General features: G+C 71.1%; 17 protein-coding genes. 11 read left to right on the top strand and 6 right to left on the bottom strand.

What is annotated here, in order from left to right:
- The first annotated feature begins 70 nt into the window (after positions 1 to 70).
- Both ABT041_RS19805 and ABT041_RS19810 read left to right on the top strand, forming a co-directional pair.
- The gene (locus ABT041_RS19805; protein WP_351186099.1) at positions 71 to 1,609 is read left to right on the top strand and encodes an APC family permease; all 1,539 of its coding nucleotides are present in this window, start codon (positions 71 to 73) and stop codon (positions 1,607 to 1,609) included.
- Entirely contained in the window at positions 1,519 to 3,087 is a 1,569-nt protein-coding gene (locus tag ABT041_RS19810; protein ID WP_351186101.1) for an amidohydrolase, read from the top strand. The genes ABT041_RS19805 and ABT041_RS19810 overlap by 91 nt, the downstream gene beginning before the upstream one ends.
- Before the next feature lie 71 nt (positions 3,088 to 3,158).
- On the opposite strand, the gene ABT041_RS19815 is transcribed toward ABT041_RS19810, so the two are convergent.
- Together ABT041_RS19815 and ABT041_RS19820 are read right to left on the bottom strand one after the other, a co-directional pair.
- The gene (locus tag ABT041_RS19815) at positions 3,159 to 4,073 is read right to left on the bottom strand and encodes a phosphatase PAP2 family protein (RefSeq protein ID WP_351186103.1); all 915 of its coding nucleotides are present in this window, start codon (positions 4,071 to 4,073) and stop codon (positions 3,159 to 3,161) included.
- A 75-nt stretch (positions 4,074 to 4,148) separates the two neighbouring features.
- Positions 4,149 to 5,183 carry a LacI family DNA-binding transcriptional regulator gene (locus ABT041_RS19820; RefSeq protein WP_351186106.1) on the bottom strand — a complete coding sequence of 345 codons (1,035 nt, stop codon included), beginning with the start codon at positions 5,181 to 5,183 and terminating at the stop codon, positions 4,149 to 4,151.
- Positions 5,184 to 5,519: 336 nt separating this feature from the next.
- Between ABT041_RS19820 and ABT041_RS19825 the strand changes: the two genes are divergently transcribed.
- From ABT041_RS19825 to pulA, 7 genes are all read left to right on the top strand, one after another.
- Positions 5,520 to 6,797 (top strand): extracellular solute-binding protein, encoded by a 1,278-nt coding sequence (locus ABT041_RS19825; protein WP_351186108.1) that lies wholly within the window; start codon positions 5,520 to 5,522, stop codon positions 6,795 to 6,797.
- A 20-nt stretch (positions 6,798 to 6,817) separates the two neighbouring features.
- Complete coding sequence (locus ABT041_RS19830; protein WP_351186110.1) at positions 6,818 to 7,831, top strand: carbohydrate ABC transporter permease; 1,014 nt, start codon at positions 6,818 to 6,820, stop codon at positions 7,829 to 7,831.
- Positions 7,825 to 8,697 (top strand): sugar ABC transporter permease, encoded by an 873-nt coding sequence (locus tag ABT041_RS19835; RefSeq protein ID WP_502976540.1) that lies wholly within the window; start codon positions 7,825 to 7,827, stop codon positions 8,695 to 8,697. Before ABT041_RS19830 ends, ABT041_RS19835 begins: the two co-directional genes overlap by 7 nt.
- A 34-nt stretch (positions 8,698 to 8,731) precedes the next feature.
- Positions 8,732 to 10,399 carry a glycoside hydrolase family 13 protein gene (locus ABT041_RS19840; RefSeq protein WP_351186112.1) on the top strand — a complete coding sequence of 556 codons (1,668 nt, stop codon included), beginning with the start codon at positions 8,732 to 8,734 and terminating at the stop codon, positions 10,397 to 10,399.
- Positions 10,387 to 11,466, top strand: a complete 1,080-nt coding sequence (locus tag ABT041_RS19845) for a LacI family DNA-binding transcriptional regulator (RefSeq protein ID WP_351186114.1) — start codon at positions 10,387 to 10,389, stop codon at positions 11,464 to 11,466. Before ABT041_RS19840 ends, ABT041_RS19845 begins: the two co-directional genes overlap by 13 nt.
- A gap of 122 nt (positions 11,467 to 11,588) precedes the next feature.
- Positions 11,589 to 13,274, top strand: a complete 1,686-nt coding sequence (locus tag ABT041_RS19850) for a carbohydrate-binding module family 20 domain-containing protein (protein ID WP_351186116.1) — start codon at positions 11,589 to 11,591, stop codon at positions 13,272 to 13,274.
- A gap of 70 nt (positions 13,275 to 13,344) precedes the next feature.
- Complete coding sequence (pulA, locus tag ABT041_RS19855) at positions 13,345 to 18,636, top strand: pullulanase-type alpha-1,6-glucosidase (protein ID WP_351186118.1); 5,292 nt, start codon at positions 13,345 to 13,347, stop codon at positions 18,634 to 18,636.
- A 350-nt stretch (positions 18,637 to 18,986) separates the two neighbouring features.
- Here the strand turns inward: pulA and ABT041_RS19860 are convergent, their stop codons facing one another.
- The gene (locus ABT041_RS19860) at positions 18,987 to 19,499 is read right to left on the bottom strand and encodes a GNAT family N-acetyltransferase (protein WP_351186120.1); all 513 of its coding nucleotides are present in this window, start codon (positions 19,497 to 19,499) and stop codon (positions 18,987 to 18,989) included.
- 52 nt (positions 19,500 to 19,551) lie between these two features.
- Here ABT041_RS19860 and ABT041_RS19865 point away from each other — a divergent pair, with 52 nt between their 5' ends.
- On the top strand, positions 19,552 to 19,884 hold the full coding sequence (locus ABT041_RS19865; RefSeq protein ID WP_351186122.1) for a 5-carboxymethyl-2-hydroxymuconate Delta-isomerase: 333 nt from the start codon (positions 19,552 to 19,554) through the stop codon (positions 19,882 to 19,884).
- Here the strand turns inward: ABT041_RS19865 and ABT041_RS19870 are convergent.
- Positions 19,869 to 20,582: a TetR/AcrR family transcriptional regulator gene (locus tag ABT041_RS19870; RefSeq protein ID WP_351186124.1), complete on the bottom strand. Its 714-nt coding sequence runs from the start codon at positions 20,580 to 20,582 to the stop codon at positions 19,869 to 19,871. The two genes, ABT041_RS19865 and ABT041_RS19870, sit on opposite strands and share 16 nt — an antisense overlap.
- Positions 20,583 to 20,619: 37 nt before the next feature.
- Between ABT041_RS19870 and ABT041_RS19875 the strand changes: the two genes are divergently transcribed.
- Positions 20,620 to 21,138, top strand: a complete 519-nt coding sequence (locus tag ABT041_RS19875; protein WP_351186126.1) for a hypothetical protein — start codon at positions 20,620 to 20,622, stop codon at positions 21,136 to 21,138.
- A gap of 6 nt (positions 21,139 to 21,144) precedes the next feature.
- Here the strand turns inward: ABT041_RS19875 and ABT041_RS19880 are convergent, their stop codons facing one another.
- Both ABT041_RS19880 and ABT041_RS19885 read right to left on the bottom strand, forming a co-directional pair.
- Positions 21,145 to 22,194, bottom strand: coding sequence for a PDR/VanB family oxidoreductase (locus ABT041_RS19880; RefSeq protein ID WP_351186128.1), 1,050 nt, complete (start codon positions 22,192 to 22,194; stop codon positions 21,145 to 21,147).
- Positions 22,194 to 23,078, bottom strand: a complete 885-nt coding sequence (locus ABT041_RS19885) for a metal-dependent hydrolase (protein WP_351186130.1) — start codon at positions 23,076 to 23,078, stop codon at positions 22,194 to 22,196. The genes ABT041_RS19880 and ABT041_RS19885 overlap by 1 nt, the downstream gene beginning before the upstream one ends.
- Between the last annotated feature and the right edge of the window lie 37 nt (positions 23,079 to 23,115).

The following is a 23,115-nucleotide window of genomic DNA, read 5'->3' on the forward strand; positions in this document are numbered from 1 at the left end:
TCGGGGCCGAGGCTACATTGCGCAAACCGAAAGCCTTTAGGTTTCCTGTCGCGGAAGGGCTTCCCCCGCCATGTCCTCACCCACCTCCGACGAGCCCCCAGGCCTGAGAACCGGCACCCTCACCACCGCCGACATCTCCTTCTTCGTCGTCTCCGCCGCCGCCCCGCTCACCGTCATGGCCGGCGTCGCCCCCGTCGCCATCCTGCTCGGCGGCATCGGCGCCCCCGTCGGCTACCTCCTCGCCGGCCTCACCCTCGCCGTCTTCGCCGTCGGCTTCAGCACCATGAGCCGCCACGTCCGCAGCGCCGGGGCCTTCTACGCGTACATCACCCGCGGCCTCGGCAAGCCGGTCGGCATCGCCGCCGCCCTCGTCGCCATGCTCGGCTACAACGGCATGGAGATCGGCGTCTACGGACTCCTCGGCTCCGCCACCTCCGACACCGCCGCCGCCCTCGGCCACCACATCCCCTGGCTGCCCGTCTCCCTCGCCGGGCTCCTGCTCATCTGGTACGGCGGCTACCGCTCGATCGACTTCGGCGCCAAGGTCCTCGGCGTCCTCCTCGTCGCCGAGACCGGCATCCTCGTCCTCCTCGCCGGCGGCGTCCTGCTCGACGGCGGCGCCGACGGCCTCTCCGTCGGCGGCCTCGCCCCCGCCCACGTCCTCACCGGCGGCACCGCCGCCGTCCTGGCCTTCGCCTTCGCCGCCTTCACCGGCTTCGAGTCCACCGTCATCTACCGGCGCGAGGCCAGGAACCCCGACCGCACCATCCCCCGCGCCACCTACATCGCGGTCGCCTTCCTCGGCCTCTTCTACGCCTTCATCGTCTGGACCGTGATCCAGGCCTTCGGCGAGGACAAGGTCGTCCAGGCCGCCGCCGACGACCCCGGCGGCCTCTTCTTCGCCGCCATCACCACCTACGTCGGAGCCTGGGCCGCCGACCTGATGCACCTGCTCATCCTCACCAGCGTCCTCGCCTCCCTCCTCGCCTTCCACAACGCCATCAACCGCTACACCCTCGCCCTCTCCGAAGAGGGCGTCCTCCCGAAGGCGCTCGGCCGGATCCACCCCCGCCACCGCTCCCCGTACCTGGCCGGAGCCGCCCAGACCGTGCTCGGCGCCGTCGTGGTCCTCGCCTTCGCGCTCGCCGGGGCCGACCCGTACCAGCAGCTGCTGCTCTGGGTGAACACCCCCGGCATGATCGGCCTGATGCTCCTCCAGCTGCTCGCCGCGCTGGCCGTGCCCTGCTTCTTCCGGCGGATCGACCACACCGAGGGCGTGCTCCGCACAGTCGTCGCCCCCATCGCCGCGTTCCTGCTGCTCGGCGGGGCGATCGGCCTGGTCACCGCCCACGTCGACCTCTTCACCGGGGCCTCGACCACCGTCAACACCGTGCTCGTCTCCCTCACCCCCGCCGTCTTCCTCCTCGGGCTCCTCCTCGCGTACCGGCTCCGCCGCACGCGCCCCGAGACCTACGCCCGCTTCGCCGCCGAACCCGCCACCGAAGGAGCAGACCCCTCGTGTCCGCACCCGACCTCGTCCTCGTCAACGCCCGCGTCCGCGACCCCGAGCTCACCGGGGCCACAGCCGTCGCCGTCCACGGCGGACTGATCACCGCCCTCGGCAGCGACGCCGAGGCCCGCACCTGGGCGGGACCCGGCACCGAGACGGTCGACCTCGGCGGCGCCACCCTCACCCCCGGCCTCACCGACGCCCACAGCCACCCCGTCTGGGGCCTGGAGATGTTCACCGGGACCGACCTGTCGGCCGTCACCGACCTCGAAGGACTCCGCGCCGCCCTCCGCGCCGCCGAACGCCGCGACGGCTGGATCATCGGCTTCGGTCTCGACCACAACGCCTTCGGCGGCCGCCCCGTCCACCGCGACCTGATCGAGGACGTCCTCGACGGAGCCCCCGCCTTCCTGCGCCTCTACGACGGACACTCCGCCCTCGCGAGCGCCACCGCCCTCAAGGCGGCCGGCATCGAAGGACCCCGCGCCTTCGCCCAGCACTCCGAGATCGTCTGCGAGGCCGGCGACCGCCCCACCGGACACCTCGTCGAGCACGCCGCCATGGACCTGATGACCCCGGTCCTGCCCGCCCTGCCGTACGCCGAGCGCCGCGACCGGCTCGTCGAGCTGCTCGGCTCCATGGCCGCCACCGGCCTCACCGGCGCCCACGTCATGGACCTCGGCGGACACGACGTCCCCGGGCTCCTCGCCGCCATCGAGGAGGACGGCGACCTGCCCGTCCGCCTCCGCCTCGCGCCCTGGTGCATGCCCGGCGCCACCGCCGAGGAGCTCGACGGATTCGTACGGCTCCAGGAGCGGGCCGGACGCCTGTGGGCGATCGGCGGCGTGAAGTTCTTCATGGACGGCACCGTCGAGGGCGGCACCGCCTGGCTGGAGCACGCCGACTGCCACGGCCAGGGCACCGACGCCTTCTGGCCCGACCCGGCCGCGTACACCGCCGCCGTACGCCGCCTCCACCGGGCCGGCGTCGGCACCGCCACCCACGCCATCGGCGACGCGGCGGTACGGCACGTCCTCGACACCGTCGCGTCCCTCGGCACGGATGGGCCCCGCCACCGGATCGAGCACATCGAGACCGTCCCCGACGACCAGCTCGGCCGCTTCGCCGCGCTCGGCGTCGTCGCCTCGATGCAGCCGCCGCACACCGCGTACACCCGCGCCGACCACACCGACGAGTGGTCCAAGCGGCTCGGCGAGGAGCGAGCCGCCCGCGCCTGGCGCTGCCGCGACCTGAGGGACGCCGGCGCGCACCTCGCGCTCGGCTCCGACTGGCCCATCGCCCACTACGACGCCCGGCAGGTCCTCGCCACCGCGCAGGCCCCGCGCGGCGCGGCCTCGGCCCACCGCGGCCTCACGGGTCCGATGGCCCTGGAGGGGATGACCACGCACGCGGCGGTCGCCGCGGGGGAGGAGACGGTCGCGGGCCGGATCGCCCCGGGCTTCCGCGCCGACCTCGCCGCCTTCGCCGTGGACCCGGCCCAGGCCCCGGCGGACGAGACGGCCGAGGCCCCGGTGCGGCTCACGGTGGCGGGAGGCCGGATCACGCACAGGAGCTGACGGGCGGCAGGGTCACCTGCCGGAGCGGACCGGTGGCAGGGTCACGTACCCGGCGCTGACGGGCGGCAGGGTCACCTGCCGGAGCGGACCTGCTCGTCCGCCTCTTCCCCGACGCGGTCCGTCCCCTTCACCGGGGGCGGGCCGCTGCGCTGCGGGGTCGACGCCGCCGGCTCCACCAGTTTGGGCAGCCGGTGCGGGCGGGAGCCGTACCAGAAGTACGAGACCGCGAAACCGAAGGACAGGCAGATGATGCCGCCGACCGCGTCCATCCAGAAGTGGTTGGCCGTGGCGACGATGACGACGAGCGTCGCCGTCGGGTACAGCAGCCCGAGGATCCTCGCCCAGGGCGCCCGGGCGAGCAGGAAGATGGTGAGTCCGCACCAGAGCGACCAGCCGATGTGCATCGACGGCATCGCCGCGTACTGGTTCGACACGTGCTTGAGGTTCCCCGAGGCCATCGAGCCCCAGGTGTGGTGGACGAGCACCGTGTCGACGAAGTTCTGGCCGTTCATCAGCCGCGGCGGCGCGAGCGGGTACAGGTAGTAACCGACCAGGGCCACACCGGTGGTGGCGAACAGAACGGTACGGAACGCCGCGTAACGGCCCGGATGCCAGCGGTACAGCCACACCAGCACACCGATGGTCACGACGAAGTGCAGCGTCGCGTAGTAGTAGTTCATCGAGACGATCAGCCATGTCACCGAGTTCACGGCATGGTTGACGGCGTGCTCGAAGGCGAGGCCGAGGGACTCCTCGGTCTTCCAGATCCAGTCGGCGTTCCGCAGCGCCTCCGCCTTCTGCTCGGGCACGGCGTTGCGGATCAGCGAGTACGTCCAGTAACTGACCGCGATGAGCAGGACCTCGAACCAGATCGTCGGACGCCGGGGCGTGCGCGCGCGCAGCCGCGCGAACCTGCCCTCGTCGGCCACGATGGGTGACGACGGGGTCGTCCGGCTGTCCAAGCTCTTCACGGTCGTTTCACCCATAGCGAGAGAGTCTGCCAGATCCCGTCCCCCCGACCGATCATCCCTCGGTCGGGTTCGGGGTGCACCCGCTCCACCTCAGGAAGGAGTGCGCGCGGGCGCCGGAGCGGACGCGGTCGAGCCGCGAACGACCAGCTCAGGCATGAAGACGAACTCCGAGTGCGGGGCCGGAGTGCCCCCCACTTCTTCGAGCAGCGCGCGGACCGCGGCCTGCCCCATCGCCTGCACGGGCTGCCGGATCGTGGTCAGCGGCGGATCGGTGAAGGCTATGAGCGGAGAGTCGTCGAAACCGACGACCGAGACGTCCCGGGGGACGTCCAGACCCTGCTGCCGGGCCGCCCGGATCGCGCCCAGCGCCATCATGTCGCTCGCACAGACGACCGCCGTGCAGCCGCGGGAGATCAGTGCCCCTGCCGCCGCCTGGCCGCCCTCCAGGGTGTACAGCGAGTGCTGGATCAGCGCCTCGGACTCCTCGGGGGCCAGACCGAGCCGCTCCCGCATGCCCTGCTGGAAGCCCTCTATCTTGCGCAGCACCGGCACGAACCGCTTCGGGCCGACGGCGAGACCGATCCGGGTGTGGCCGAGCGCGGCCAGGTGCGTCACGGCCAGCTTCATCGCCGCCCGGTCGTCGGGCGACACGAAGGGCGCCTGGACCTTGGGGGAGAAGCCGTTGAGCAGGACGTACGGGACGCCCTTGCCGCGCAGCTGGTCGTAGCGCGTCATGTCGGCCGTGGTGTCGGCGTGCAGGCCGGAGACGAAGATGATGCCGGCGACGCCCCGCTCCACCAGCATGTCGGTGAGCTCGTCCTCGGTGGACCCGCCGGGGGTCTGGGTGGCGAGGACCGGCGTGTACCCCTGCCGGGTCAGGGCCTGCCCGATGACCTGGGCGAGGGCGGGGAAGATCGGGTTGTCCAGCTCGGGGGTGATGAGGCCGACGAGCCCCGCGCTGCGCTGGCGCAGTCGTACGGGCCGTTCGTAGCCGAGCACGTCGAGCGCGGCAAGGACGGACTCGCGGGTGGCGGCGGCCACGCCCGGCTTGCCGTTGAGCACGCGGCTGACTGTGGCCTCACTGACCCCCGCCTGGGCTGCGATGTCTGAGAGCCGCGCGGTCATGAACGTGGACTGTACCGGTCACGGCGCGTATTGCCCACCGCCGGACCACAGGCTGTTACGACCCGACCCTTGCGCAAGCTCTTGCAGTCCTTGCGGGCGCCTTGCGGGGGCATTCGTGCGGGAAAGGGTGCCGTCCGCCCCTGTCAAGCGATCCTTCGGCAACCTTCGGGACACGCGAATGTAACGATCGCCGAGTCTTGCAGAAAGTTCTCGCAAGGTCTTTCGGCGCGTTTTCATCCCTGTTACGTTCCTGGCAACCCGGAGCGCCGCGAGGGAGCGGTCGCAATGAGGAAGGTTCCAGCCCCTCGTCCCCCCGGGATCACTGAAGGAGTTCACATGCGGCGTGGCATAGCGGCCACCACGCTGGTCGCGGCCCTGGGCGTGACCCTGGCGGCGTGCGGCGGAAGCGACAGCGGTTCCAACGGCGGCTCGAAGGGCTCGGGCGAGCTCTCGGGCACCGTGACCTGGTGGGACACCTCTACGGTCGGCTCCGAGGACAAGGTCTTCAAGAAGATCGCCGAGGAGTTCACGAAGAAGCACCCCAAGGTCACCGTCAAGTACGTGAACGTGCCGTTCGGTGAGGCGCAGAACAAGTTCAAGAACGCTGCCCAGTCCGGCTCCGGCGCGCCCGACGTCATCCGCTCCGAGGTCGCCTGGACCCCCGACTTCGCCAGCCTCGGCTACCTCGCCCCGCTGGACGGGACCGCCGCCCTCAAGGACTCCGACGACTTCCTGAAGCAGGCCACCGCCTCGACGAAGTTCAACGGCAAGACCTACGCCGTTCCGCAGGTCATCGACTCCATGGGCATCTTCTACAACAAGAAGATCTTCAAGGACGCCGGCGTCGAGGTCCCCAAGAGCATCGACGAGCTCAAGTCCGTCTCCGCCAAGATCAAGCAGAAGACCGGCAAGACCGGCCTGTACCTGCGCGGCGACGACCCGTACTGGTTCCTCTCGTTCCTGTACGGCGAGGGCGGCGACATGGTCGACGCCGAGAAGAAGACCGTCACGATCGACAACGCCCAGGGCGTCAAGGCGCTCGCGACCGTGAAGGACCTGGTCGACTCCAAGGCGGCGATCACCGACGCCACCAACGGCTGGGACAACATGCAGGCGTCCTTCAAGGACGGCAAGGTCGCCATGATGATCAACGGCCCGTGGGCCGTCACCGACACCTACGCCGGCAAGGAGTTCGCCGACAAGGCGAACCTCGGCATCGCGCCGGTCCCGGCCGGCTCGGCCGGCCAGGGCGCCCCGCAGGGCGGCCACAACCTCGCGGTCTACGCGGGCTCCAAGAACCTGGACGCCTCGTACGCCTTCACCGAGTACATGACCTCGGTCGAGACCCAGACGCGGATCGCCAAGGAGCTCAGCCTGCTCCCGACCCGCGAGTCCGTCTACATCAAGCCGGACGTCGCGACCAACGAGATGATCGCCTTCTTCAAGCCGGTCGTCGACAAGGCCGTCGAGCGCCCCTGGATCCCGGAGGGCGGCAGCCTCTTCGAGCCGATCAAGGTCGAGTACACCAAGGTCCTCACCGGCCAGACCACCCCGGACGCCGGCGCCAAGGCGATCGGTGACTCGTACCGCAAGCTCCTGAAGGACTGGAAGTAAGAAAGAAGGCAGGCCGGCTCATGGCTGTGGACAGTCCCAGCCAGTCGGTGGCGAAGGCCGCGGGCGACCACGTCGCCCGCGGCCGGAGCCGCGGAACTGGTAACCCGCGCCGCGCGGCGAAGCGCTCCCTCTCCACCCACTGGTACGCCTGGGCCATGGTCGCCCCGGTGGTGATCGTGATCGGCGTGATCATCGGCTATCCGCTGGTCCGCGGCATCTACCTGTCGTTCACCGACGCCAACGAGCGGAACGTCGCACGGTCGATCGGCGTCAACGAGATCCCGGCCAGCTACGAGTTCGTGGGCCTGGACAACTACACCGACGCGATCACCGGGAGCCAGTTCCTCGGCACCCTCGGCTGGACGATCCTCTGGACCGTGTCCTGCGTCGCCCTGACCTTCGCCCTGGGCCTCGGCCTCGCCAACATCCTCAACCGCAGGATCGCCGGCCGCTCCTTCTACCGGATGCTGCTGATCCTGCCCTGGGCCGTCCCCGGCTTCGTCTCCGTCTTCGCCTGGCGCTTCCTGTACGACGAGCGCCGCGGCATCCTCAACGAGATCCTCGCGGGCGGCGGCATCGACGCCGTCCCGTGGCTCAACGACCCCACCTGGGCCAAGCTCTCGGTCATCGCCACCAACGTCTGGCTCGGCGTGCCGTTCATGATGGTCGCGCTCCTCGGCGGCCTGCAGTCCATCCCCGGCGAGCTGTACGAGGCCGCCGAGATGGACGGCGCCAACCCCTGGCAGCGCTTCCGGCACATCACCATGCCGGGGCTGCGGTCCGTCAGCACCACCGTGATCCTGCTGAGCACGATCTGGACCTTCAACATGTTCCCGGTGATCTTCCTGCTCACCCGGGGCGGGCCCGGCGAGGCCACCCAGATCCTCGTCACCCAGGCCTACAAGTTCTCCTTCGAGGTCAGCCCGCGCGACTTCGCCCAGTCGTCCACGTGGGGCGTGCTCATCCTGGTCCTCCTGATGGTCTTCGCCGCGTTCTACCAGCGCGTCCTCCGCAAGCAGGGAGAAGTCTGGTGACCACCACGACCCCCGCCCCCCAGGCCATGAACACCCCGGTCCGGGGCCGCCGTTCGCCGCTCGCCTCGATCGGCCTGCACGTCACCCTGATCACGGCGTCCGTGATCGCCGTCTTCCCCGTCCTGTGGGTGCTGCTGACCTCGCTGAAGCCCGCGAAGTTCGCCACCACCACGGACTTCTTCAAAGAGACGACCCTCGAGAACTACACGAACCTGCTGAACGACACCCCGTTCCTCACCTGGTTCGGCAACTCGCTGCTCGTCGCCGGCCTCACCACCGTCATCGGCGTCTTCATCGCCGCCACCACGGGCTACGCCGTCAGCCGCTTCCGGTTCCCCGGCAAGCGCGGCCTGATGTGGACGCTGCTCGTCACCCAGATGTTCCCGGTCGCCGTCCTCATCGTGCCGATCTACAACATCATGGCGTCGATGGGCCTGCTCAACCAGCCGGCCGGCCTGGTCATCACGTACCTGACCATCGCCGTCCCGTTCTGCGCCTGGATGATGAAGGGCTTCTTCGACACCATCCCGCGCGAGATCGACGAGTCCGGCTACGTCGACGGCCTCACCCCCTTCGGCACCTTCTGGCGGCTCATCCTGCCGCTCGCCAAGCCGGGCATCGCCGTCACCGCCTTCTACTCCTTCATCACCGCCTGGGGCGAGGTCGCCTACGCCTCCGCCTTCATGGTCGGCGACGAGAACCTCACGCTCGCCGGCGGACTGCAGAAGTTCGTCAACCAGTACGGCGCCCAGTGGGGCCCGATGGCCGCGGCCTCCGTGCTCATCGCCGTCCCCGCCGCCCTGGTGTTCCTCTTCGCCCAGCGCCACCTCGTCACCGGCATGTCCGCCGGCGCCGTCAAGGGCTGACCCCCTCCCCATGTCCTTACGACCCAAGGAAGACATGACCCAGCACCTCGCCACCCCCGCCGCCGCCCCGACCACCGGCACGCACACGGGCTGGTGGAGAGACGCGGTGATCTACCAGGTCTACCCTCGCTCCTTCGCCGACGGCAACGGAGACGGCATGGGCGACCTGGAGGGCATCCGCAGCCGGCTGCCGTACCTCAAGGACCTCGGCGTCGACGCCGTCTGGCTCTCCCCGTTCTACGCCTCGCCGCAGGCCGACGCCGGCTACGACGTCGCCGACTACCGGGCCATCGACCCCATGTTCGGCTCGCTCCTCGACGCCGACGCCGTGATCCGCGAGGCCCACGAACTGGGCCTGCGCATCATCGTCGACCTGGTCCCCAACCACTCCTCCGACCAGCACGAGTGGTTCCAGCGCGCCCTGCGGGAGGGCCCCGGCTCGGTGCTCCGCGAGCGCTACCACTTCCGACCCGGCCAGGGCGAGGACGGCGAACTCCCGCCCAACGACTGGGAGTCCATCTTCGGCGGCCCCGCCTGGACCCGTACCGAGAACCCGGACGGCACGCCCGGCGAGTGGTACCTCCACCTCTTCGCCCCGGAGCAGCCCGACTTCAACTGGGAACACCCGGCCGTACGCGACGAGTTCCGCTCCATCCTTCGCTTCTGGCTCGACATGGGCGTCGACGGCTTCCGCGTCGACGTCGCCCACGGCCTCGTCAAGGCCGCGGGCCTGCCCGACATCGGCGCCCACGACCAGCTGAAGCTGCTCGGCAACGACGTCATGCCCTTCTTCGACCAGGACGGCGTCCACGAGATCTACCGCTCCTGGCGGCAGATCCTCGCCGAGTACGACGGGGAGCGCATCCTCGTCGCCGAGGCCTGGACCCCCACCGTCGACCGCACCGCGAACTACGTGCGCCCCGACGAGATGCACCAGGCCTTCAACTTCCAGTACCTGGGCACCCACTGGGACGCCGCCGAGCTCCGTACCGTCATCGACGCCTCGCTCGACGCGATGCGCCCGGTCGGCGCCCCCACCACCTGGGTGCTGTCCAACCACGACGTCACCCGGCACGCCACCCGCTTCGCCAACCCGGCGGGCCTCGGCACCCAGCTCCGCGAGGCCGGCGACCGCGAGCTCGGCCTGCGCCGCGCCCGCGCCGCGACCCTCCTCATGCTGGCCCTGCCCGGCTCCGCGTACGTGTACCAGGGCGAGGAGCTCGGCCTCCCGGACGTCACCGACCTGCCCGACGAGGTCCGCCAGGACCCGTCGTTCTGGCGGGCCAGCGGTCAGGACGGCTTCCGCGACGGCTGCCGGGTGCCGATCCCGTGGACCGTCGAGGGCTCCTCGTACGGCTTCGGCGACGGCGGCTCCTGGCTGCCGCAGCCCGCGACCTGGGGCGCCCTGAGCGTCGAGGCGCAGACCGGCGACCCCGGCTCCACCCTGGAGCTCTACCGCAGCGCGCTCGCCGTCCGGCGTGAGCGCCCCGAACTCGGTGCGGGCGACGCCGTCGAGTGGCTGGAGGCACCCGAGGGTGTGCTCTCCTTCCGCCGCGACGGCTTCGTCTGCACCGCCAACACCACCGGCCGGGCCATCACCGTCCCGCTGCCCGGCCGGTATCTCCTCTCCAACGAGGACGTCCGCACCGTCGACGACGAAGCGGAGCTGCCCGCCGACACCACCGTCTGGTGGGCGGTGTGACGATCCCCCTGCCGCGGGGCGCCGGGAACGGCGCCCCGCGGCTCGCGGACATCGCGGCCCAGTCCGGGGTCAGCGAGGCCACCGTCAGCCGTGTCCTCAACGGCAAGGCGGGGGTGGCCGGCGCGACCCGGCACAAGGTGCTCGCGGCCCTCGACGTGCTCGGCTACGAGCGTCCCGTACGGCTCAAACGCCGCAGCGCGGGCCTCGTCGGGCTCGTCGTGCCCGAGCTGACCAACCCGATCTTCCCGGCCTTCGCGCAGGTCGTCGAACAGGTCCTCGCCGGGCACGGCTACACCCCGGTGCTCTGCACCCAGATGCCCGGCGGCGCCACCGAGGACGAGCTCGTCGACCAGCTCGTGGAGCGCGGGGTGGCGGGCATCGTCTTCCTCTCCGGACTGCACGCCGACGCCAGCGCCGACCCGTCCCGCTACGCCCGGCTGACCGAGCGCGGCGTCCCGTACGTCCTCATCAACGGCTACAACGAGCACATCGACGCCAACTTCGTCTCCCCGGACGACCGGGCAGCGGCACGGATGGCCGTCCGGCACCTGGTCGAGCTGGGCCACGAACGGATCGGCCTCGCCATCGGCCCCACCCGGTACGTGCCCTCGCGCCGCAAGGCCGAGGGCTTCACCGCCGAGCTGTACGAGCTCCTCGGCGTCGACCGCACCGAGGCCGAACGGTTCATCAGGCCCACGCTCTTCGGCGTCGAGGGCGGCCACGCGGCCGCCGAGATCCTGCTCCGCGAGGGCTGCACGGGCATCGTCTGCGGCTCCGACCTGATGGCGCTCGGCGTGATCCGCGCGGTGCGCGCCCGGGGTCTCGACGTGCCCGGCGACGTCTCCGTCGTCGGCTTCGACGACTCCCCGCTCATCGCCTTCACCAGCCCGCCGCTCTCCACCGTGCGCCAGCCCGTGCAGGCCATGGCGACGGCGGCCGTCGGCGCGCTCCTGGAGGAGATCGAGGGGAACCCGGTGCAGCGCACGGAGTTCGTCTTCCAGCCCGAGCTGGTGGTGCGCGGCTCCACCGCGCAGCCGCCCGGCCGGCTGCCGCAAGTCCTTACGTAACAACTTGCGCCGAGGGGTCCGGAGGGTTGACCGGGCGTCGGGGCACTCGTACGGTCACGGCTGAAAACAGTTGCTGAACCTTTCGGCAACTTCTTGCGACAGTGAAGTCAGCAGGAGGAAGCATGGCCAGAAAGACCGTGGCCGCTGCACTCGCCCTCGTGGCGGGAGCCGCTGTGGCCGTCACGGGCAACGCCCCGGCGCAGGCCGCCCCACCCGGCGAGAAGGACGTCACGGCGGTGATGTTCGAATGGAACTTCGCCTCCGTCGCCCGGGAGTGCACCGACCGCCTCGGCCCCGCCGGATACGGATACGTCCAGGTCTCACCGCCCCAGGAACACCTCCAGGGCAGCCAGTGGTGGACCTCGTACCAGCCGGTCAGCTACAAGATCGCCGGACGTCTCGGCGACCGCACCGCCTTCAAGAACATGATCGACACCTGCCATGCGGCGGGCGTCAAGGTCGTCGCCGACTCCGTCATCAACCACATGGCGAACGGGTCGGGCACGGGAACGGGCGGGACCCCGTTCTCCAAGTACGACTACCCCGGCCTCTACTCGGGCGCCGACATGGACGACTGCCGGTCCGCCATCTCCAACTACCAGGACCGGGCGAACGTCCAGAACTGCGAGCTCGTCCAGCTCCCCGACCTCGACACGGGCGAGGACTACGTCCGCGGGAAGATAGCCGGCTACCTCAACGACCTCGCCTCCCTCGGCGTCGACGGCTTCCGCATCGACGCCGCCAAGCACATGCCGGCCGCGGATCTCGCGAACATCAAGTCGCGGCTGACGAACCCGAACGTCTTCTGGAAGCAGGAGGCCATCTACGGCGCCGGCGAGGCCGTCTCCCCGAGCGAGTACCTCGGCAACGGCGACGTCCAGGAGTTCCGCTACGCCCGCGACCTCAAGCGGGTCCTGCAGAACGAGAAGCTCGCCTACCTCAAGAACTTCGGCGAGGCCTGGGGCTACATGCCCTCCGCCCAGTCCGGCGTCTTCGTCGACAACCACGACACCGAGCGCGGAGGCGACACCCTCAACTACAAGGACGGCGCGAACTACACCCTCGCCTCCGTCTTCATGCTCGCCTGGCCCTACGGCTCCCCGGACGTCCACTCCGGCTACGAGTGGACCGACAAGGACGCGGGCCCGCCCAACAACGGCCAGGTGAACGCCTGCTACAGCGACGGCTGGAAGTGCCAGCACGCCTGGCGCGAGATCTCCTCCATGGTGGCCTTCCGCAACACCGCCCGCGGGCAGGCCGTCACCGACTGGTGGGACAACGGCAACAACGCGATCGCGTTCGGCCGCGGCTCCAAGGCGTACGTGGCGATCAACCACGAGTCCTCGGCCCTGACCCGCACCTTCCAGACCTCGCTGCCCGCCGGCAGCTACTGCGACGTGCAGTCGAACACCGCCGTCACGGTGAACTCCTCCGGCCAGTTCACGGCCACCCTCGCCGCCAACACGGCCGTCGCCCTGCACACCGGTGCCGTGAACTGCGGCAGCCAGACGGTCACCGCCGGAGCCTCGTTCAACGTCAACGCCACCACGGTCACCGGCCAGAACATCTACGTCACCGGCAACCGCGCCGAGCTCGGCAACTGGGCCCCCGCCTCCGCCCTGAAGCTCGACTCCGCCGCGTACCCCGTCTGGAAGCTGACGGTGAACCTGCCCGCCGGAACGGCCATCGAGTACAAGTACATCCGCAAGGACGCGGCGGGGAACGTGACCTGGGAGTCCGGCGCCAACCGCACCGCGACCGTCCCCGCCTCGGGCCAGATCGTCCTGAACGACACCTTCCGCAACTGAGCCTCCCCTTCGCACCAGGGCCGCCCCACCGGGACGGCCCTCTCTTCCCGTACCTCCAGGGAGCACCCCCGTGATACGCAAGAGAACGGCGGTCGCGCTGGCCGCCGCGCTGTGCGCCGCCCTCGTGCCCGCCGTCCCCGCGACGGCGGCACCCCGGCCGCCGGCCCCGCCCTCCGACAAGGCACTCGCCGCCCAGCCCGCCCGTCAGGACCTCACCCGCGAGCAGTTCTACTTCGTCCTGCCCGACCGCTTCGCCAACGGCGACACCGGAAACGACCGCGGCGGCCTCACCGGCAGCCGCACGGAGACCGGCTTCGACCCGAGCGACAAGGGCTTCTACCAGGGCGGCGACCTCAAGGGCCTCACCGAGCGGCTCGACTACATCAAGGGCCTCGGAACCACCGCCATCTGGATGGCGCCGATCTTCAAGAACCGGCCCGTCCAGGGCACCGGCAAGGACGCCTCCGCCGGCTACCACGGCTACTGGATCACCGACTTCACCCAGGTCGACCCGCACTTCGGGACCAACGAGGACCTGGAGAAGCTGATCGCCGCCGCCCACGCCAAGGGCATGAAGGTCTTCTTCGACGTCATCACCAACCACACCGCCGACACCGTCGACTACGCGGAGAAGAAGTACGGCTACCGCCCCAAGGGCGCCTACCCGTACCTCGACGCCTCGGGCCGCCCCTTCGACGACCGGGCGGGCATCCCGGCGAAGGTGGACGCCGACGCGTTCCCGTACACGCCGACGACGACCGGCGGCAAGGTCCCGTCCTGGCTCAACGACCCGACGATGTACCACAACCGGGGCGACTCCACCTGGGCCGGGGAGTCCGCCGAGTACGGCGACTTCGTCGGCCTCGACGACCTGTGGACCGAGCGGCCCGAGGTCGTCGAGGGCATGAAGCAGATCTACGAGAAGTGGGTCCGCGACTTCCGGATAGACGGGTTCCGCATCGACACCGTCAAACACGTCGACCTGGACTTCTGGACCCAGTGGGCCACCGCCCTCGACGCGTACGCGAAGAAGCAGGGCCGCGAGGACTTCTTCATGTTCGGCGAGGTCTACTCCGCCGACACCGCCGTCACCTCCCCGTACGTCACCCGGGGCCGGCTCGACGCCACCCTCGACTTCCCCTTCCAGGACGCGGCCCGCGCCTTCGCCTCCCAGGGCGCCGGAGCCGACCGCCTCGCCAAGGTCTTCGCCGAGGACTACCGGTACACCACCGACAAGGCCAACGCCTACGAGCAGGTGACCTTCCTCGGCAACCACGACATGGGCCGCATCGGCACCTTCCTCAAGCAGGACAACCCCCACGCCTCCGACGAGGAACTCGTCCGCCGCGACCGCCTCGCCAACGAGCTGATGTTCCTCTCCCGGGGCAACCCGGTGATCTACTACGGCGACGAGCAGGGCTTCACCGGACCCGGCGGCGACAAGGACGCCCGCCAGACCCTCTTCGCCTCCCAGACCGCCGACTACCTCGACGACGACCAGCTCGGCACCGACCGCACGCACGCCTCCGACGCGTACGACACCGGCCACCCCGTCTACAGGTCGATCGCCGACCTGTCCCGCCTGACGAGGAACCACCCGGCCCTCCGCGACGGCGTCCAGCAGGAGCGGTACGCCGAGGGCTCCGTCTACGCCTTCACCCGCACGGACGCCAAGACGCGCACCGAGTACCTGGTCGCCACGAACAGCGCCACCACCGACAAGACCGTCACCGTCCCCGTCGACTCCGCCGCCTTCCGTGTCCTGTACGGGGGTCAGGGCGCCGTCGCGGCCTCCCGGGGCAGGGTGACCGTCACCGTCCCGGCCCTCTCCTCCCTGGCCCTCAAGGCCGACGCGCCGCTCCCGGCCCCGGCCACCGCGCCCACCGTCTCCCTGAAGGCCCCGGCCGCCGGCTCCACCGGCACCGTCGAGCTCTCCGCCGACGTCACCGGCGGCGGCCTCAACCGCGTCGTCTTCGCCGCCCAGGTCGGCGACGGCCGCTGGCAGACCCTCGGCACCGCCGACCACGCCCCCTACAAGGTCACCCAGCACCTCACCGCCCCCGCCGGCACCGCCCTGCGCTACAAGGCCGTCGTCGTGGACAGCGCGGGCCGCACCGCGAGCGCCCTCGCCGCCACCACGGCCGGCGCGCCCCCGGCCCCGGAGAAGCCCGTCGCCGTCGAGCGGGCCTACGCCGTCGTGCACTACAAGCGCCAGGACGGCGACTACGACGGCTGGAAGCTCAGGGCCGCCGGCCAGGAGGCCGTCTTCACCGGGCGCGACGCCTTCGGCGCCTTCGCCTGGGTCAAGGTCCCCGAGGGCGCCTCCACCGTCACCTACACCGTCGAGAAGGACGGCGCCGCCGACGGCCCGCAGCGCAGCATCAACCTCGGCCGCACCGGCGAGGTCTGGATCACGCAGGGTGCCGACGGCCAGTCCGACACGAACCCGGCCCCCGGCACCCCGGACAGGACGAAGGCCGTCATCCACTACCAGCGGGAGGACGGGAACTACGACGGCTGGGGCCTGCACCTGTGGACCGGCGCCGCCCAGCCCACCGACTGGTCCCGGCCGCTGATGCCGGCGCGCTTCGACGCCTACGGAGCGGTGTACGAGGTGCCGCTGGCGGAGGGCGCGAGCTCCCTCTCGTACATCCTCCACAAGGGCGACGCGAAGGACCTGCCCACCGACCAGTCCCTCGACCTCGGCACGTACGGGACCGAGGTCTGGCTGCTCGCCGGACAGCCCAAGTACCTCCTCCCCACCACCGGCGGCGCCCCGAACCTCGACCTCGGCAAGGCCGAGGCCCAGTGGATCGACCGGAACACCGTCGTCTGGAAGGCGAAGACCACCGACTCCACCAGCCAGCAGCTGGTGTACGCGAAGGACGGCGGGATCACCGTCACCGACGGCGCCCTGAGCGACGAGGGCCGCTGGCTCCGCCTCACCCCCTCCGCGCTCACCGACGCCCAGAAGGCGAAGTTCCCGCACCTCGCCGCGTACCCCGCCTTCACCGTCGACCCGCGCGACGCCGACCGGGTACGGGACTCCCTGCGCGGCCAGCTGATCGCCACCCAGCGCGCCGCCAACGGCGCCCTGCTCGCCGCCACCGGCGTCCAGACCGCCGGCGTCCTCGACGACCTGTACGCGGCGAAGGCCACGAAGGCCGGCCTCGGCCCGGTCTTCCGGGGCGGCCGTCCCACCCTCTCCCTCTGGGCCCCCACCGCCCAGTCCGTCTCCCTCGAACTCGACGGGAAGACCCTGCCCATGCGGCGCGACTCCGCCTCCGGCGTCTGGTCGGTCACCGGACCCCGGACCTGGACGGGCAAGCCGTACCGGTACGTCGTGAAGGTCTGGGCCCCCACCGTCCAGAAGGTCGTCGAGAACCGGGTCACCGACCCCTACTCCACCGCCCTCACCACCGACTCCGCCCGCAGCCTCGCCGTCGACCTCACCGACCCGAAGCTCGCACCCGCGGGCTGGAAGGAGCTGAAGAAGCCCGCCGCCGTGCCGCTGCGGGACGCCCAGATCCAGGAGCTCCACATCCGGGACTTCTCGATCGCGGACGGATCGGCCGAGGCGGACCACCGGGGCACCTACCTCGCCTTCACCGACAAGAACAGCAAGGGCTCGCAGCACCTGCGCGACCTCGCCGCGTCCGGCACCTCCTACGTCCACCTCCTCCCGGCCTTCGACCTCGGCACCATCCCCGAGAAGAAGTCCGAGCAGACCGCACCCGCCTGCGACCTGAAGGTCTACGCCCCCGACTCCGAGGAGCAGCAGGCCTGCGTGACCGCCGCCGCGGCCAAGGACGCATACAACTGGGGCTACGACCCGCTGCACTACACCGTCCCCGAGGGCTCCTACGCCACCGACCCCGAAGGCACCCGCCGCACGGTCGAGTTCCGGCAGATGGTCCAGGCCCTCAACGGCGACGGACTGCGCACCGTCATGGACGTCGTCTACAACCACACCGTCGCCGCCGGACAGTCCGACAAGTCCGTCCTCGACAAGATCGTCCCCGGCTACTACCAGCGCCTCCAGGCCGACGGCTCCGTCGCCACCTCCACCTGCTGCGCCAACACCGCGCCCGAGAACGCCATGATGGGCAAGCTCGTCGTCGACTCGGTCGTCACCTGGGCGAAGCAGTACAAGGTCGACGGCTTCCGCTTCGACCTCATGGGGCACCACCCCAAGGCCAACATCCTGGCGGTGCGGCATGCCCTGGACGAGCTGACCGTCGCCCGCGACGGCGTCGACGGAAAGTCGATCATCCTCTACGGCGAGGGCTGGAACTTCGGCGAGATCGCCGACGACGCGCGCTTCGTCCAGGCCACCCAGAAGAACATGGCCGGAACGGGGATCGCGACCTTCTCCGACCGGGCCCGTGACGCCGTCCGCGGCGGCGGCCCCTTCGACGAGGACCCGGGGATCCAGGGCTTCGCGAGCGGCCTGTTCACCGACCCGAACGCGTCGGCCGCCAACGGCACCCCGGAGCAGCAGAAGGCGCGCCTGCTCCACTACCAGGACCTGATCAAGGTCGGCCTGTCCGGCAACCTCGCCGGCTACACCTTCACCGACACCTCCGGCCGTACGGTCAAGGGCTCCGAGGTCGACTACAACGGCGCCCCGGCCGGGTACGCCGCCGCCCCCGGCGACGCCCTCGCTTACGCGGACGCCCACGACAACGAGTCGCTGTACGACGCGCTGGCCTTCAAGCTCCCGTCCTCGACGCCGGCCGCCGACCGCGCCCGGATGCAGGTCCTGGCCATGGCGACGGCCACCCTCTCGCAGGGCCCGGCGCTCTCCCAGGCGGGCAGCGACCTGCTCCGTTCGAAGTCCCTGGACCGCAACTCCTTCGACAGCGGCGACTGGTTCAACGCGATCCACTGGGACTGCCGCGACGGCAACGGCTTCGGCCGGGGCCTGCCGCCGGCCGCCGACAACCGCGCGAAGTGGTCCTACGGCAAGCCGCTCCTCGTGAACCCGGCCCTGACGGTCGGATGCACCCAGATCGACGGCGCCTCCGCCGCCTACCGGGACCTGCAGAAGATCCGCACCACCGAGCCGGTGTTCTCCCTGGCCACGACGGACCGGGTCCAGCAGAACCTGTCCTTCCCGCTCTCGGGCCGCGACGAGACGCCGGGCGTGATCACCATGCGCCTGGGCGACCTGGTGATCGTCCTCAACGCGACACCGGCGAGCACGTCACAGACGGTCGCGGAGCTGGCGGGCAGGGACTACGCCCTGCACCCGGTCCAGGCGGGCGGCGCGGACCAGGTGGTGAAGTCGTCCACGTACGACCGGACGTCGGGCACCTTCACGATCCCGGCGAGGACGGTGGCAATCTTCAAGACGAACTGACCGCGTTGTGGGCAGGCGTTCCGCAAGGGGCGATGGGGGTCCCCCCTGCTCGAGCGAAGCCGAGAGCTTGGGGGAGGGTGGGCACAACGGACGGCGCCCTTGCCGGCGCCGGAGGCTACTGAGCCTGGACCCGCACCCCGTGCGCAGTGCACTGGTGGTGCGGGTCCAGGCGCGTAAGGCGGAGGCGCCGCTGGAGGGCGCCGTCCCGTGTGCCCACCCGTCCCGCCCTGCGGGACGATTGCCCACACGGCAGCGGGCGCGGGCCCACACGGCAGCGGGCGCGGGCCCACACGGCAGCGGGCGCGGGCCCACACGGCAGCGGGGCACCGCCCGGCGCGGGCGCGGGGCCCTCAGGCCAGCGCCTTCTCCAGCCGCCGCACCGCGTACCTCCGCCCCTCCGCCCCCACCTTCTCCAGGTCCGCCCCCACACTCACGTACCCCGCCCCCTCGTAATACGCCCCCAGCACCGCGTTCCCCACCTCGCAGTCCAGCCGCGCAAGCCCCCGCCCCGCCCCCGCGATCCGTTCCTCCGCGTGCGTCAGCAGCACCCGCCCCGTACCCGCCGGTGCCGTCTCCCGGTCGGTCATCAGCCGGTGCACGTAGCCGGCCACCGGCGGCTGCGGCCCCCAGACGTCCCGGTCCTCCCACCACAGCTCGTACGCCCCCACGGCCCGCCCCGCCCGCTCGGCGATCCAGACCTCGCCCTCGGCGATCCGCGCGCGGAAGTGCTCGGGCCCGCGGGCCCCCGGCTTCCACTGGTCGATCCCGCTGCGCACCATCCAGCGCGCCACCCCGTCGAACAACCCCACCAGAAGGTCCAGATCCCGCTCGTCCGCCTGCCGGAAGGTCACTTGTGCCGTCATGGCGATCACCGTAAAGGTGTGGCCAGACATTCGTTTCACCGGGAGTGACCCCATGCCGCAGATCACCGTCGACTACTCCGCGCCCCTCGACCGGCGCGGCTTCGCACTCGCCCTGCACCCGATCGTCGTGGAGACGGTCGACGCCTCGCTCGACGCGTGCAAGACCCGGTTCCGGGAGGTCGAGGAGCTGGTCGTCGGCGACGGAGCGGCCGACGACCACATCGTGCACGTCGACATCGCGCTGCTGGCCGGCCGTACGGACGAGGCCAAGGCGCGGCTCGCGGAGGCCGTCCTCGCCCTGCTGCCCGGCTACCTCAAGGCGGACGAGGGGGTCCACCTCTCCGTCGAGGTCCACGACCTCGACGGGTCCTACCGCAAGCGCTGATCGGGCACGCGGGGCGCGAGCGCCGCGAGCCTGGCCACGAGGTCCCCGAAGGGCCCGTCGGCGGGCTCGTCCGCGAGGATCCGGACCAGGATCTCCGCCATGTCCGTGTCGTACGCGGCGCTCACCGCGGCCAGCGCCGCGAAGTCGTGCACGAGCTGGAGCTCCAGCTCCGCGCGCGGGACCCGGCGGCCGTCCAGCCAGAGCAGCGCCGTGGACTCGGCGAGCGACACCCAGGAACGGACGACGAGTTCGAGCCGGGCGGAGGGCTTGTCGACGTCCAGATGGGCCAGGATCTGCTCGTACGCGGCCTGCCGGACCTCGTCGATCATCGCGTTCGTCGTCGACGAGCCGACCGCGGGACCGCCGCGCATCAGCGCCGCGAAGCCGGGCCCGTGCTCGTCCACGAAGTCGAAGAAGCGGCCCATCACCCGCAGCAGCCGCGCCCCGAGCGGCCCGCGCGGCGGCTCCACGAACCGGGCCGCGAGCTCGTCGGCCGCCCGCCGCAGCGCCGCCTCGTAGAGGCTCTGCTTGCCGGGGAAGTAGTGGTAGACCAGCGGCCGCGAGATGCCCGCGGCCGCGGCGATCTCGTCGATGGAGACCTCGTCGGGAGAGCGGTGGCCGAAGAGTTCGAGGGCCACCCCGATCAGCTGCTGCTTGCGCTCCTCGACGCCCATCCTGCGGCGTACCCCGGTCGTCATACGAACAGCCTAACCGCGTCCGTTACGCTCCTGCCCCATGAGCGCTTCCGACCAGGACACCCCGACGGCCGTGGCCCCCGAGGCCGAAGAGCCCCGGGACGCCGAAGAGGCCCGGGAAACCCCCGAGTCCCCCGAAGTCCGCGAGAAGACCGAGGAGTCCGGGGAGGCCGAGGAGTCCGGGGAGGCCAAGGAGTCCGCGGAGTCCAGGAAGTCCGGGGAGCCCGAGGAGTCGGACGCGCCGGACGAGACACATGAGACGGACGACGTCGACGCGTCGGACGATTCCGAGGCCCCTGCCTCCGGGCTCAGCCCCAAGCAGGCGCGGCGACTGCGCGTCGCCGCCGCGTCCGTGCTCCTCGTCGCCCTGGCCGTGGTGCTCGTCATCCGGCTCGCGAGCCGCACGTCCGTCCTGGTCGTCGGCGTGTACGGACTCGCCATGATCCTCTGCGGAATCGTGATCGAGCTCTCCCGCAACGGCCGCACCCGACTCGGCACCTGGCTCCTGGTCGGCGGCCTCCTCACCGCGCTGGCCCTGGACTGGCTGGTCCTGCCGTAGCCGTCGTCAGAGGTCCAGGACGAGCCGCTTCCCCGCGCAGCGCGAGACGCAGATCAGCATCGAGCCGGCCCGCTCGGCATCGGTGAGCAGCTCGTCCCGGTGGTCGACCTCGCCCTCCAAGACCCGCTGTTGGCAGGTCCCGCAGAAGCCCTGCCGGCAGGAGTACGTGATGCCCGGCAGCTCCTTGCGGACCGCCGACAGGAGCGACTGGTCGGCCGCCACGGTCAACGTGCGCCCGGAGCGGCGCAGTTCGACCTCGAAGGCCGTGCCGGTGGTCGCGGCAGCGGTGAAGCGCTCCAGACGCGGCGCCCGGCCCTCGGGCATGGACGCGCTCACGGCGTCCATCAGGCCGTCGGGCCCGCAGCAGTACACGAGGGTCTCGGCGGGCACGTGCGCGAGGAACCCGAGCTCGGGGAAGCCGGATGCGTCCTCGGCGACGACGGTGACGCGGTCGCCGCCGAGCGCCTCGATCTCCTCCAGATAGGGCATGGTGGCCCGGCTCCGCCCGCAGTACACGAGCCGCCAGTCCGCCCCCGCCGCCTCGGCGGCGCGCACCATGGGCAGGACCGGGGTGATGCCGATGCCGCCGGCGACGAAGACGTACGCGGGGGAGTCGACGAGCGGGAAGCGGTTGCGGGGCCCCCGGATCTCGATCTCCACGCCCTCGTGCAGCTGCTCGTGCACCTCGCGCGAGCCGCCCTGCCCGTCCTCGATGAGGCGGGTGGCGACGGTGTACGCGTCCGTGTCGCCCGGGTCGCCGCAGAGCGAGTACTGCCGGACGAGCCCGGAGGGCAGGACGAGGTCGACGTGGGCGCCCGGCTGCCAGGCGGGCAGCCCGTCGCCCTCCAGGCGCAGCTCGACGACGCCCTCGGCGGGTGTGGCCCGGCCGGTGACGAGGACCTTGCGCGGGACGGTGCTGCCGCGGCCGTACCCGGAGACGGGCGTGTCGAGGGCGGGCATCGGCCAGAGCGGGGCGGTGGACATGCGGCTGCGGACCGCGCGGCGGACGAGCAGCGCGGCTCCGGCGACGAGGGCGACGGTGGTGAACCGGGGCATCAGCGGCCTCCGTTGGCGCCGGGGGAGGCGGCCAGGTAGGCCATGGCCTGCGCGGTGTTCCCCTCCTGGGAGGGGTGGTAGGCGCGGCTGAGGTAGCGGGGTATGGAGCGGACCATGGCGGGGGTGGAGGGCAGCAGGCCCTGCCGTCCCTTGCGGACGAAGTCCGCGAACGAGGCCTTGGGGTCGAGCAGGCTCGGGTCGTTCTCCATGAAGAAGCGGATGCCGCGCTGCCAGAGGAAGACGAGCGCGGAGAAGGCGAGCGCCCAGGTGCGGGCGCGGCGCCGGTAGCCGCCGTCGAGGTGCATGAAGAGCTCGAAGGCGACCGCGCGGTGCTCCACCTCCTCGGCGCCGTGCCAGCGCAGCAGGTCCAGCATGGTGGGGTCGGCGCCGACCCGGTCGAGCTCGTCGGCGTTGAGCACCCAGTCGCCGAGGAAGGCGGTGTAGTGCTCGATGGCGGCGATCAGCGCGACCCGTTCCATCAGCCACCAGCGGCGGGGCCGGCCGGGCGGCAGGGTGCGGTCCCCGAGGAGCTTCTCGAAGAACCAGTCGACCTGCGCGGTGTACGGGGTGGGGTCGAGGCCCAGCTTCCGCAGGTGGGGGAGGACGTCGTCGTGGGCCTGGGAGTGAATGGCCTCCTGGCCGATGAAGCCGATGACGTCCTCGCGCAGCCGGTCGTCGGTGATGTACGGCAGCGCCTGCTTGTAGACGTGGACGAACCAGCGTTCGCCGGCCGGGAGCAGCAGGTGCAGCACGTTGATGGTGTGCGTGGTGAAGGGGTCGCCCGGTACCCAGTGGAGCGGTGTCTCCTCCCAGTCGAAGGAGACCTTGCGGGCCTTGAGCTCGACGTGCTCCGACGCCACCGGTGCAGGCTGCGTATTAGACATGACGTCAATGTACTGAGGGGTAGGGCGGTGGCAACAG

Source organism: Streptomyces sp. NPDC002825 (assembly GCF_040295385.1).
Lineage (GTDB): Bacteria > Actinomycetota > Actinomycetes > Streptomycetales > Streptomycetaceae > Streptomyces.